At 69.7% G+C, this 12,227-nt stretch carries 10 protein-coding genes and 2 pseudogenes; 4 read left to right on the forward strand and 8 right to left on the reverse strand.

Going from position 1 to position 12,227, the window contains the following annotated elements; all coding sequences use genetic code 11:
- Nucleotides 1-138: 138 nt before the first annotated feature.
- Nucleotides 139-3,528 (reverse strand): S8 family serine peptidase, encoded by a 3,390-nt coding sequence (locus EOT10_RS39475; protein ID WP_127833209.1) that lies wholly within the window; start codon nt 3,526-3,528, stop codon nt 139-141.
- A gap of 419 nt (nt 3,529-3,947) precedes the next feature.
- Complete coding sequence (locus tag EOT10_RS39480) at nt 3,948-4,976, reverse strand: helix-turn-helix domain-containing protein (RefSeq protein ID WP_127833210.1); 1,029 nt, start codon at nt 4,974-4,976, stop codon at nt 3,948-3,950.
- A 232-nt stretch (nt 4,977-5,208) separates the two neighbouring features.
- Between EOT10_RS39480 and EOT10_RS39485 the strand changes: the two genes are divergently transcribed.
- Nucleotides 5,209-5,748, forward strand: coding sequence for a GNAT family N-acetyltransferase (locus EOT10_RS39485; protein WP_127833211.1), 540 nt, complete (start codon nt 5,209-5,211; stop codon nt 5,746-5,748).
- Nucleotides 5,749-5,914: 166 nt separating this feature from the next.
- Here the strand turns inward: EOT10_RS39485 and EOT10_RS39490 are convergent, their stop codons facing one another.
- Nucleotides 5,915-6,142, reverse strand: coding sequence for a hypothetical protein (locus EOT10_RS39490; protein WP_127833212.1), 228 nt, complete (start codon nt 6,140-6,142; stop codon nt 5,915-5,917).
- A 52-nt stretch (nt 6,143-6,194) separates the two neighbouring features.
- On the opposite strand from EOT10_RS39490, the gene EOT10_RS39495 reads away from it, so the two are divergent.
- The gene (locus tag EOT10_RS39495; RefSeq protein WP_127833213.1) at nt 6,195-7,541 is read left to right on the forward strand and encodes a hypothetical protein; all 1,347 of its coding nucleotides are present in this window, start codon (nt 6,195-6,197) and stop codon (nt 7,539-7,541) included.
- Nucleotides 7,542-7,674: 133 nt separating this feature from the next.
- On the opposite strand, the pseudogene EOT10_RS39500 reads toward EOT10_RS39495, so the two are convergent.
- Nucleotides 7,675-7,962: pseudogene (locus EOT10_RS39500) on the reverse strand (hypothetical protein); the annotation flags it as partial.
- Between the two features lie 335 nt (nt 7,963-8,297).
- On the opposite strand from EOT10_RS39500, the gene EOT10_RS42430 reads away from it, so the two are divergent.
- Nucleotides 8,298-8,627: a transposase gene (locus EOT10_RS42430; protein ID WP_348539252.1), complete on the forward strand. Its 330-nt coding sequence runs from the start codon at nt 8,298-8,300 to the stop codon at nt 8,625-8,627.
- A gap of 137 nt (nt 8,628-8,764) precedes the next feature.
- Here the strand turns inward: EOT10_RS42430 and EOT10_RS39510 are convergent, their stop codons facing one another.
- The 4 genes from EOT10_RS39510 to EOT10_RS39520 form a co-directional block, all read right to left on the reverse strand.
- On the reverse strand, nt 8,765-9,733 hold the full coding sequence (locus EOT10_RS39510; RefSeq protein WP_127833215.1) for a TIGR01777 family oxidoreductase: 969 nt from the start codon (nt 9,731-9,733) through the stop codon (nt 8,765-8,767).
- A 207-nt stretch (nt 9,734-9,940) separates the two neighbouring features.
- Nucleotides 9,941-10,393, reverse strand: a complete 453-nt coding sequence (locus tag EOT10_RS43015) for a hypothetical protein (protein WP_348539250.1) — start codon at nt 10,391-10,393, stop codon at nt 9,941-9,943.
- Nucleotides 10,309-11,037 carry an ISAs1 family transposase gene (locus EOT10_RS43020; protein WP_348539251.1) on the reverse strand — a complete coding sequence of 243 codons (729 nt, stop codon included), beginning with the start codon at nt 11,035-11,037 and terminating at the stop codon, nt 10,309-10,311. The genes EOT10_RS43015 and EOT10_RS43020 overlap by 85 nt, the downstream gene beginning before the upstream one ends.
- A 278-nt stretch (nt 11,038-11,315) precedes the next feature.
- Nucleotides 11,316-11,834 (reverse strand): DUF6234 family protein, encoded by a 519-nt coding sequence (locus EOT10_RS39520; RefSeq protein ID WP_223281486.1) that lies wholly within the window; start codon nt 11,832-11,834, stop codon nt 11,316-11,318.
- A gap of 175 nt (nt 11,835-12,009) precedes the next feature.
- Between EOT10_RS39520 and EOT10_RS42440 the strand changes: the two are divergent.
- A pseudogene (locus EOT10_RS42440) lies at nt 12,010-12,199 on the forward strand (NF041680 family putative transposase); the annotation flags it as partial.
- Nucleotides 12,200-12,227 lie beyond the last annotated feature (28 nt).

The following is a 12,227-nucleotide window of genomic DNA, read 5'->3' on the forward strand; positions in this document are numbered from 1 at the left end:
GGGACTCGCAGGTCTGCGCGCTGAGGCACCCGGAACCGCGCATCGGGTCCGGGTATTGGAGGCCGGCAAGTTGTCGGCGTGCAGGTGGCAGGCCGGGCGGGCCGCCCGTTACGGGGACCGCCCGGCCGGACTGTGTGGTTACCGCACGTCGTAGGCGCGCTTGATGGTCTGGGTGACCGCGTTGCCGTTGGCGTCGGTGATGGTGGCCCTTGTCGTGACCTGCTTGCCGGAGGCGCCGGTGTTGTCGAGGACGGCCGCCCACTTGCCGTCCCGATGCTCGGTCGGCGCCTGGGTCCAGGTGGTGCCGTCGTCGTAGGAGTAGGACAGCGAAGCCGCTGTGATCGCGCCCGGGGTGTACCCGGCGTGGCCCTCGACCGACAGGCCGACCCGGATGCCGCTCTGCGCGGGCAAGGTGTTCACGCCGTCCACCGGCAGGTCGTACGCCGGGTGAAGAAGCGGCAGGCCGCGGGAGTAGACGTCGGACTCCAGGTGGGAGCGGAAGCTCCAGGTGGTGTCCGCAACGGTGGAACGCAGCCAGTTGCGGTCCCCGGTGTAGATCTTCTCCAGGTGCTGGGTGAGCTCGTACGCGGAGTCCTCGGCCGGTACCTTGAACACGCCGTAGGGGTCGATGAGCCGACCGATCTGCTCACCGTTGCGCTTCAGCGTCAGGTTGCCGATGTCGCCGAAGGAACCGCCGTACGTCCAGTGGTCGCCGGAGCCGTCGACCCAGAGCGCGTTCTGGATGCCGATCAGGTCGCCCTGCCGCTCGGCGGCCAGCATCAGCTTGCCGTCGGCGTCGCGCGCAGCGCCCGGCCGCAGGGGGCCGCCGTACCACTCCTCGGCGCTCCGCTGCCCGGCCCGATAGGTGCGATCGCGGTCGCCCATGAACGCGGCGAACGGGAAGCTGGTCATCGCGCCGTGGAACCAGGCGTCGTCGCCGGTCGTGTAGTAGGCGGTGCGGTCGCCAGGCACGTGGACCGTTTGGAACAGGCTCACGGGGATCATGGTGTCGCTGCTCCCGGAGGGACGGAGGAACATCGCGTCGATGTAGTCGGCCTCCTTGCCCATCGCGTGCCACGTCTCGGTGACCTGGGCCAGCCGGGAGTCGTTCGGCTGGTAGTCCTGGTCGGAGTGCAGCGGGCCCTCCGTGGGAAACGACAGGTTGTAGACGTAGGACGAGCCGTCCTCGGAGCCGGTCGCGCGCCAGGTGGGCCGGAACTCGAAGGTGCCCTTCTGAGCGCGCCCGTCGATGTCCGCGTAGAACTTCTGCACGGCGCCGCCGGCCGCGAGGGATGCGCTGAGCACCCAGGTGTCGTCCCACGTGCGGGCGTAGCTCAACGTGGTGCCCCGCAGCGTCGACGGACGGTCCGTGTGCAGGCTCAACTGGTGGGCCTCGCGGGCGTCCAGGACGACGGTGGTGTCCTTGGTGATCCGCATCTGCGGGTGGGCGAGGTAGCTGACCGATTCGGGCTTGTTGCTCGCGTCGGGCGTCGTCACGAAGCTGCTGATGGCGTAGTCGCCCGGGCGCACACGGTAGGTCTGCTCGACCGCGCCCCCGTTGGTGCGGCGCTCGCCCTCGTCGGAGTCGAGGCTTGCGACGTCAAGGGAAGAGGTGCCGGTCGCGGGCTTGCCGTCGCGGTCGACGGTCTTGACCCGGAGGGTGACCGTCTCCGGCTGGACGTAGAGCGTGACGGGCACGGAGACGTGCACATCGCCGCCGGTGGCCAGGACCCGGCCGGTGACCGCACCGTACTGGGCGGGCTTCAGAGGGGCGGTGGGGTCGATCCGCAGCGGCACCTGAGCGGTGGCTCCCGCCGGGACCGTCACCTGGTTCTCCTCCGGCTTGATGATTCCGGAGGTGACGTCGCTGCCGTCGTTGCCGTGCACACCGCTGACCTTCAGATGAAGCGTCAGGTCGCTGTCGCCGGTGTTGGTGAAGGGCACCTGCACGGTGGTGCGGTCCGACGCGTCCTGCGGCCAGTTGTAGCTGCCGGCCTGGACAGCCGGCGCGGAGAGCGCCTTCTGGTTCACCGCGCCGAACACGTCGAGCACCCCACCGCCGGTCTGGTCGGCGCCGGCGACCTTGCCGCCGGTGCGGGCGGAGGAGACCAGGGCGGCCTTGATCTGCTGCGCGGTCCAGTCCGGGTGGGCCTGACGGACGACGGCCGCGGCGCCCGCGACATGCGGGGTGGCCATGGAGGTGCCGGACATCGTCCGGTACGCGTACACGCCCCGGCCGCCCGCGTTGGCCGCCGATATGCCGACGCCGGGGGCGGCGATCTCGGGCTTGAGGGTGTGGGTGACGGCCACCGGACCGCGGCTGGAGAACTGCGCGGTGCTGTCGTCACGGTCGACGGCGCCCACGGTCAGCACGCCGGGCACACACCCCGGCGAGGAAACGGTCTCGATGCCCGGACCGGAGTTGCCGGCGGCAACGACGAACAGGGTGTGCGTGTTCTTGGACAGCTCCTGCGTGGCCTGGGCCATCGGGTCGTTGCAGTTGCCGATCCTGGGGTTGCCCAGGCTCATGGAGACGGCGTCGGCCTTCTGGTCGACGGCCCACTGCATACCCGCGATGATCCAGGAGTCCAGGCCATAGCCGGCGTCGTTGAGGACCTTGCCGACGAGCAGGGAGGTACCGGGGGCGACGCCCTTCTTGCGGCCGTCACTGGCCGCTCCGGACCCGCCGACCGTGGAGGCGGTGTGGGTGCCGTGGCCCACTTTGTCGTCGGTGGTCCTGGAGTCCGTGAAGTTCTTGGACGCGGCGACCCGGTTCACCAGGTCCGGGTGCTCGGCGTCCACACCGGTGTCCAGCACGGCGACCTTGGTGCCCTTGCCGTCGTAACCGGCCGCCCACGCCTCCGGCGCGTGTACCTGCGCGGTGGAATGGTCCAGCGTGGCCTCGGCCTTGCCGTCCAGCCACAGCTTCTTCAGCGTGGAGCCAGAACGTGAGCGGGTGTCGGTGATGTCCCGCCAGAACGTAGCGGCGTTGTCCTTGCCTGCCTTGAGCGCGACACCGTCCACAGCGGGGAGGCTCAGGCCCCGCTCGGACCCGCGGGGGGCCGCCGGCGCGCTTTCGGCAACGTTCACACTGTTCCGGTAGGTGGCGATGAGCGGCAGTGTGTCGGTGTGTGTGTCGTCGTATCCCTGGCGGACGAGTCCGGTGACGTTGAACAGCTGCTCGTCGACCTTGCCGTCGGCTATCGCCTGGGAGGCGCCATCGGGGTAGACGTAGAGGTCCTTGCCCATCTGGTAGGTCTGGACGATCGGCTGCGTGCCGTCCTCGCGGGGCAGCACGGCCGCGGAGCTGCGACCCGACGTGTCCGTGGTCACCAGCACCTTGTCACCGGTCACGAGCGTGACCGTCGCTTGTCTGCCACCTGTTGCTGCGGTCCCGCTGCCTATGACGGGTCTCTTCCCCGAGGCTCCGTCAGGCGGCGCATCCGACGCAGCGGAAGGGGTTACCGCGGTGACTGCCAGGACGGCGGCGGTTGCCGCGCCCAAGGCTATACGCGTGATGGGCGGCATGAGTCTCCCTACTTGATGCCGTGAACATGCGTGCCGTGCTGGGGGTGCAGCCTGGCAGACGAACGGATCGCGTAGGCATGCCGAACGTGACGGGTTTCCCACGTGTCGGTTTTCCGTCACGCGGTCACGTCGACGGGTTCGTCGGCTCGGTGGGGCTGCGGGCCTGGCAGCTGGGGTGCGCCCGTCCAGGCCGACGCTCGCACAGGGAATCTCGACGAAGGGCGACGCGCGGGCACACTCGCCGGCGGGCAGACACCCGTCTCGTGGGTGCGTGCGCCACCGCTCCGGTGGATGCCTTCAACCTGGATCACGGGCCCGTCGGGCGGTAAAGCAGGAACCCGGCCAGGAGTTGGCAGCCATCTTCGCAGGCGCACCACCCAACAGAGGGAAACTCCCCGGCCTTCAGACCGAGAAGCAGGTCAAAGCCAGCCAGAACGTGCGGCGTGCCACCCGAGTTGCAGGCGCGAATCCGCTCCGGCAAGGTCCATCAGACGGCGGGTCCGCCTCTCCACGGTGCGTATGGAGACCCCGAGTTGAGAGGCCGCCCGCCGGTCGGAGAACCCTGCCAGCAGCAGGGCGAGGACTTCCAGTTCCCCCTCGGTCGGCTGCTGATCGGCTGCCGACTCCTCGCGCACACCCGTGGCGGTGGTGTAGAGCGGCCGGGCCTGGGCCCATTCCCTCTCGAAGAGATGGACCAGGGCCGTCAGCAGGCCGCTGCGGTGCACCACAATTGCGCTCGGCTCGCCGCCGGAGTCCGCCATGTCCAGCGGCACCATGGCACGCTCGCGGTCTGAGACGACCATCTTCAAGGGCAGCGAGTCGGCCAGGCGAAGCTCCAGGCCCGCCAGGATGCCGGCCCGCACGTCCCGCGACACGTCTTCACCGTCGAGATAGCTTCTGGCAGCCACGACCCGGAAGTCGACTCCGCGGTCCAGCGCGGAGTTCTCCGACACGTCGGCATCCTCGCGCGGAACCGCGATGGGTACACCGACGAGGAAGACGAGCAACTCCCGCTGAGCGCCGCGCTGGAGTTGGTGGAACCGGTGCGCGACCTGCTCCGCGCCGACGACCACCTCCACGACGCTGCCCGCGGGGTGGGCGGCGGTACTGCGGTACTGCTCGGTCAGCATCGAGAACGCGGTCTCGGCCCGGTGCAGCGCGTTGCGCTGCTCGACGAGGAACGGGGCCATGGCCACCGACGGCGGTGTGAGCCGATAGCGGGCGGGCTGGAAACCGGCCCCGCAGTCGGCCGACTCAGACGTCTCGCTCCCGGCCTCGGTGGCGACCGCCACCAGGCCACGTGTCGCCAGGTCGAGCAGGATGCGGGCGGCCTCGCCCTCCTCGATTGCGGTCTGCCCGGCGAGTTCTCGCGCGGAGGCTGTCGGTCGGGCCATCAGTGCCGTGTAGATGGCCTCTTCAGCCGGGCCCAATCCCAGCGCCTGCAGCATGCGGCGTACAGCACCTCCCCGGGCGGCCACGGTGTAAGGCCCTAGCTCAGATCGCGCTGTGCCGAGCGGGTCCTTCATCCTTCTCGGCCGAATCGTATCCGCTGTCAGGATGTCACCTTCGGCTGTCTGCCGGGTCTTCGCCCAACCCGCTGCAACCCCGGATGGTGCTGCTGGCCGAACGGCGCGGCTGGCAGTCTTGATCGCTGCTGGGCCCGCTGATTGGCTGGCCGGTATGACTGAGCTCGGACCCGTCGCCTGGCCGCCCGCCCCGATCCGGACCGAGCGGCTTGTGCTCCGAGAGCCCCAGGCCCGGGACCGTGCGGCGTTCATCGAGTTGCTCGCCTCGCCGGACGTGCACACGTACCTCGGCGGCCCCCGGCCGCGTGACGAGCTTGAGCGCGCGATGTCCGGGGCGCCCGAGCAGTGGCCCGGGAGCTTCGTCGTTGATCTCGACGGGGCGATGATCGGCCAGATCCTGCTCCGGAGAGCAACGGAGCACCTTCGCCCGGCCGCCGTAGGGAAGGCCGATCTTGGCTACCTGCTCCTGCCGCGGGCGTGGGGACGCGGATACGCCGCCGAGGCGTGCGCCGCGGTGCTCGACTGGTTCACCGGCGCGCTTCCCGGCGAACCAGTCGTACTCGCCACCCAGACTGCCAACGTCCGCTCGATGCGCCTCGCCGCGAAACTGGGGTTCGTCGAGGTGGAGCGGTTCGAGGCATGGGGCGCTGAGCAGTGGCTCGGCATACGGTCGCCTGTCGTGAAGTCCGGTTGATGGCCTGGCATGACTAGGGGCCCGAACGTGGATTCGGGCCCCTCGCGAACCTGTTCCTGTCAGCCTTCGTGCCCTGGCCGACCGACCCGCCGGACCAGCAGCGCGGCCAGTCCCGGTGAGCCCATATGCGTACGTGGTTGGCCTCGCCTTCCCGGCCGACGCCCCCTTAGCCATCACCGCGGCCGTGCGTCAGCTCGACGAGCTCGTCGAGCACCTCCAGGTCACTCTTCGAGGTACGACGGAACACCCCCAGCACCGGGTCCCGGAATCGGTCGAGCACCTGGCCGCCGCCCAGCGGGCCCTGCGCCGAGCCCCTCGGTGGCTGCCGGCCCTGGAAGGCCGAGGTCCTGCTACCGCCGGGCGGCACCCCGCTGGGCGACGCGATCCAGGCCACAGTCGCCGCAAGCGACCTGATCGCCAGTCACCGGGCACGCGACGGAGCTCCGGTGACGCCGTACGCGTTAGCCTTCGCCGAACAGCCGGCGCGCTCCTACCTCCTGCGCCGCTCGGCCGAGCTGGCCTGGGGCGCCGGGCGGGTGGCGCGGGCCCTTGCCCAGGCCGCGCCGAGCGGCCACGCCGAGGTCCAACTGCAGCTCGCCCACGACAGCCTGGCCCGGGCTTCCGTCGTCGGCCGGGCCGCCGGAGCCGACGAGAACCCGGCGCTGGCCGCGTACCCGCTGGCCTTACCGCTGGCCGAGCACCCCGCGCTGCCCACCGACCGTCTCCACACGATCCCCGACCACCTCGCAGACGACTGCGAGAGGCTTTCCCGCGCCGCCTTCGAGGCGCTCCACGGCCGGGGAGAGCAGCAACTGAGCGGTTCCGACCTGCAACAGCTCGCCCGGTGGAGGGCCTTGGGCAATCTCCTGTCCGGTCGTGCCCTGCTCTACGTCGCCGACCAGGCCCCGACCCCGGCCGCCGCCGACGAACTACGCGAGGCAGCCACAAAGCTCCGTACCGCGGCCAGGACCTGGCAGGAAGCGGCCTCCGGATGGCACCGAGTGGTCGACGTCGCCGACCCCCGCGCCCATCCGACGCTGCCGCCGCCCGGCTACGCGCTGGTACGCAGCGGCCGGTTCGCCGCCATGCCCGCCACCGCCCCACACCCGGCCCTGGGGGTCGCCCACGCGGCCACGACACGCATGGGGCAACTGCTGTACGGGGCCGAATGGCAGCCGAGCACCCCGGGACGGCCGGAGGCACGGCCCGCGGCCGATGTACTGGCCGACGCCGGCGGGCTCGCCCGGCTGACCGAGACCGTGTACCGGATGTCGGCAACCGGCTGGCAGCTCGCCGCGGCCTCCCCCGTCGCACTGCGGCGGATCGGCGCCCGGCTCGTCACCAACACCGTCGAGCACCGGCCCGCCGACGCCGCCTACCGCTTCTACCCACTCCCAGGACACAGGGCGGAACGGCTCGCCGAGTCCTACAAACCGGTCCTGAACGCCGAACGCACCGCCGCCAGCGCACTGCTGCGGACGGCCAGGCACACCGGCATGGACCTGCGCCGGGCCACACTGGATGCCGCAGCACACCAGTCCATCGCCGCACAGAGGCTGGACACGACCAGATTCCCGCCCCGCTGTGCCGCCCAGGAGCGCGACGGTTGGAATGCCGACCGTGCCCCGATCGCAAGGTCTGGGGCTGTAGGACAGCCGACCACCCGTGCGACTGCCGGGCCCGCGCCAGCCTCGAGCGACGCTCCCCTTACCAGGGAGGGTCCTTGGCGGCCGGGCATGCGTGAGTCCGGCTCTTCCAGGGCGACCAGGGCGACCAGGGCGACCAAGCGATGAGGTCATCCGTTCAGCCCGCACGCTTCGACCTGCCTTCTGGCTGCGCGGCCACGTCGATCGACCGGCCTCGCAGTACGACGAGCGAGCGCTCGGCTACCCAGTCCTTGCCCTCCACTGACGCGGCCCGCGCCATTCAACCCGCCAGCTCCGCCAGCCACGGATGCCCAGGGTGTACCAACTCCAGCCACCCACTCAGGACATCCCGTCGCGCCCTGCTCAGCAGCGGCAGCACTCCGTCGAAGTCCGCCTGATCCTTCGGTCGTGCCGCCTTCGCTTTGAACAGCAGCACCAACTCCGGCACCAAATAAGGGACCCCGTCCGCCGCTCGCGCAATGATCGCGTCGTACGGCAGCCGAAGTCTGTCGTCCCGCCGGCAGATCCACGTGCCGCCTTCGTGCGGCTCGCGGAAGACGTCAAACATGGAAGTGAACGGGTTCGCGGTTTCTGCACGTCGAACAGGGCGGAACCCTGCCTCGATCGGCCGATGTACCGCAAGCCGCTCCCCCCGTCCATCCGCCCCAGAAGCACCGTCGTCGGCGACGCGAGCGAGCCGCTGACCGCGCCGACCACAGCCTCCGTCGACGCCCGGGCCCGGTACTTCCTCCACCCGCGGCTCGCCGTGTACCTCTGGTCCAGGGGTTTGAAGACCAGGCCCTCCATCCCTGCCGACGAGCAGGACAGCCACTCGGCTGCCGTCGCTGGGTCGGTGGTCGACGGGCACAGCGCAAACTGCGGCCCGATGTCGACGGTCACGCAATTCGGCTCTGGCGAAGCGACGCCGTCGCGCTGTACCGCTCCAGCCCGGGGCGGCCCGTCGCGGCCGTGGCCAAGGACCTTGGCGTGAACCATGAGACGCTCCGCCTGTGGATCAAGGCAGCCGAGACGGCCGAAGCGCCGTCCGCGCGGGCGGAGGCGGACAAGGTCGCCGAGATCGCCGCCCTGCGCCGGCAGGTGCGCGAGCTGGAGCTTGAGCTCCTGCGCGGGTTTCGATACTCCACCACTTGCATCACCCGCCTTGTTCAGTGCGCCTCGCCCTCCGCCTCAGGGCGGCGTCGTTCAGTGGGTCTGTCCGGTTTGATCACGTGATGCCGAGGCTGGCCAGGGGTGGCGTTGCACGCGTGGTGGCTAGTGCATTCGGCCATGCGGAGGGCTCCGATGACGAGGTTGCACAGGCTGGCCAAGGCCCGACGGGGCGGCCAGATCTGCCAGCGTCCCAGATCCGTTCACCGGCGTGCCGGGGAACCGCCCCCGACCCGTTTGCGCACCCGACGCACCAGCTCGTCGGCGGCTTGCGGCCACTTGGGGTACTGAAAGTCGAAGCCTGCCTGGGCCAGTCGACCCGGGACGACGCGGCGGCTCTTAAGCAGCAGTTCGGTGTCGGAACGCAGAGCGAACGCGCCGACCTCGGCCATCCACTTGGTCGCAGGGAGACCCACCGGTACACCCCACGCGGAGCGCAGGGTGCGCATGAATGCGCGCTGCGGCAGAGGATGGGGAGCCGCCAGGTTCACCGGCCCTGCGATGTCGTCCCGGTCGATCAGGAACTCCACCGCGCGCACAAAGTCGTGTTCGTGGATCCACGACACGTACTGCGCTCCGCCGGCGACCGGGCCGCCGAGACCCAGGCGGGCCAGTCCCAGCAGGACGGCGAAGACCCCGCCGGGGTCCGGGCTCATCACCATGGCCGAGCGCAGGGCGACCTTGCGCGTGGCCAGCGTTTCGGCCTGCTGCTGAGCCTGCTCCCAGGCCTTGGCGATTTCGACGCTGTACGCCCAGTAGTTCGGCACGCCCGGTTCGGCGCCGCCGATCACACCGGTGGCCTCGTCGTTGGGGGCGTCGAAGCGGTGCGCGTACACCGTGGCGGTGCTCATCTGCAGCCATACCCGGGGCGGTCGGGCAGCGTCCGCGATCGCGGCGCCCACGAACCGGGTGGAGTCGACCCGGGAGTCCATCATCTCCTGCAGGTTAGCCGCCGTGTATCGGCAACTCACAGTGCGTCCAGCCAGATTGATCACGACATCGCTGCCGTCCACTGCCGCCGTCCATGGCCCCAGGGTCTTACCGTCCCATTGGACCTCGCCCTCGCGCCTGGGACGTCTGGTGAGTATCAAGACCTCGTGGCCGGCGGCGTCGAGTGCGCGCTTCAGGACCGCGCCGACCTGTCCGGTCCCACCAGGAATCACAATCTTCATCGGCTCCCCCTCCCTCGTCTCGGGGCGAGCCTAGACCAAAGTTGAACACGTTCAAAACCAGGGGTGCGATCCCGATTTGAGCCAGCCTCGCCGTACGGCACACGCCGCTCGACGTCAGCTGAGCTGTCTGATCAGGGCATTCGTCGGTCGCGAATCGGCGTACAGGGCCCCTGGATGGCGTCGTTCAGTGAGCGTTGTCCGGTTTGATCACGTGATTCCGAGGGTGGCCAGGGGGCGGGTGGCGTTGCGCGCGTGGTGGCGGAGGCTGGCGGCGATGCTGGTGTGTCCGGTGAGGCGGAGAGCTCCGATGGCGAGGTTGCGCAGGTTGGCCATGGCCCGAGGGGCGGTGCCGGTGTGTACGCGGGAGGCGTCTTCGGTCCAGGCGGTGTCGCGTACGTGGTGGAGCTGGTTTTCGATGTCCCAGTGCCGGCGGACGCGGTGCGCGATTTCGGTGGCGTCTGCCTGTTCGGCCGTGAGGTCGGTGACGGCGTAGACGCGCTCGAGGGTGACCTTGCCCGTGGAGATGATGCGGCGGCGCCGCACGATCTGTACGGCCTGCGCGGCGTGGGGGAAGTTCAGGTCGGCAACGGTGGCGGTCTTGACCCGGCGGATCTCGTCGCGGCCGTGCGCGGTGGCGCGGGTCTTGCCCAGCAGTGGCACGTCCCCCAGGGCAGGCATTTCAGGCGCTGGTGCAAAAGTGGCTGGTTCGCCTTGATTACGGCGATGTAGTGGGCCTTCTTGTCCTCCACGAGGAAGCGCGCGTGCGCGGTCTGGGAGTGCAGGGCGTCGAAGGTGACCACGGTGTCGGCCATGTCGAGCCCGGCAAGCAGGGGCCGGAAGATAGTGATTTCGTTGGTCTTGCCGTCCACCTCGCGCTGGGCGGTGACCAGGCCGGTGCCGGTCATCGCGGCGAGCAGGTGGACCTGGGTGCCGTCGGCGCTGCGGGCGCCCCGCACCGTCTTGCCGTCCACGGCCAGGGAACGATGGAGCTGGTCGACCGGGTCCTGACCGGGTGGCGGGCAGTCAGGTTCGCGGGCGGCGAGCCAGGCGCCGATCGCGGCGTCCAAGGCGTCGCCGTCGATGCGCTGCAGGACCCGGCGCACAGTGGCTTCAGCGGGGGCGGTCGGGCCGCTGGGTTCACGGCACGGGCCGCCCAGGGCGGCGAGCACAGCGGTTGGTGCGTCCGCAGCCCACTCTGCGATCGCGGCCAGGGACTTGGCGCCGGACAGGACCGCGCAGGCGGCCAGGGCGAGGACGAAGGCGAGGGGATGGCGGCGTCCCTTGGCCCGGCGCGGATCGGGCACCGAGGCGAGACAGTCCAGCAGGCCAGGGTGTTCCTCGGGCGCGGGAGACCGGGCAGCAGCGAGCTGGCCCAGACCGGCAGGGATGGGCGGTGATGAACGGCCAGGCACGGCTTCCGTTGCGGTGATCAGGGACTCGACACCTCATGATCACCCGGAGGCCGTGCCTGCCTCCCGTTCGGGCCCGATCTGCAGACGTCACAGCCAGTCCAGCTACCTGAGTCGCCATCAAGCTGGTCAGATCGACTGAACGACGTCGCCCTGCCCTCCGCCTGGCCTGCTCAAACTGAGCTTGTTCTATGGTCACCGGTGGCCAACTGTGACGCTTCGCCGTGCCAAAACCGCATGACTGCGCCGGTTGCTGCTCCTGGGTGGGCACGTTCGTACTGATCATGCCAAACAGTGATCGTGAAGAGCAGTGCAATGGCTGCCAAGATCAGTTGGACCGCACCTGCGAACGGATGTGCCGAGTACAGGAAGAGCACGGCGATCACTAGCACGCCAAGCGTGAACCCGCCGAACCAGAAGATCGGAGCCCAGTCCATCGCTGGTGCCGCAGTTTGCCCGTCCGCACTGCCCCTCCCACGGATGACCGACGTCAGACCCAGCAGATAAGCGACCGGGATTTCGATGAGTAGCACAATCAGGCTTATGCAGCCGCCTGCGAACCCGTCGCCTCGCAAGTTCGAGGGCTTCTCGGGGCCGTCATCGTTCTCCGGCAGGCGCGGGACACGCGTACTGGGTTCGAAGGGCATGGTCACATGCTGGAACGTGACGTCGTGCACCGCTTCACGGTTCACCAGGCCGAGACCGACTCGTGGCCAAGCTGAGCACCCCGTAGGGCCCCTGCCTCCGACTACAAAGTGAACGCATGCGCTCGTCCGAGGATTCCGGAGACATGTACACGGCCGCCGTCTGATCCTGTGCTCCGACCAAAGAGGCACCTGACCAGCACGAAGGCCCTGGGGAGTGACTCTGCTGCATCACGACGCCGGACGTGAGCCGTTCGCGGTGGCGTCACGCTTCCGGGACGACTTCTTCGACTGCCCGACCAGGCGGGGACGCGTTGCCCGAGCTGACCGATGCGCTGTTGTGCGCGGACGGGCCAGCGACCACGCCAGTGGACCTCACGCTGACGGCCGAGCACCGGCGCCGTCATGGCGCCTGTACGACGGGCCTGTGGGCAGTTGTCA

Origin of the sequence: Streptomyces antnestii (assembly GCF_004005495.1) — a bacterium.
GTDB lineage: Bacteria > Actinomycetota > Actinomycetes > Streptomycetales > Streptomycetaceae > Streptomyces > Streptomyces antnestii.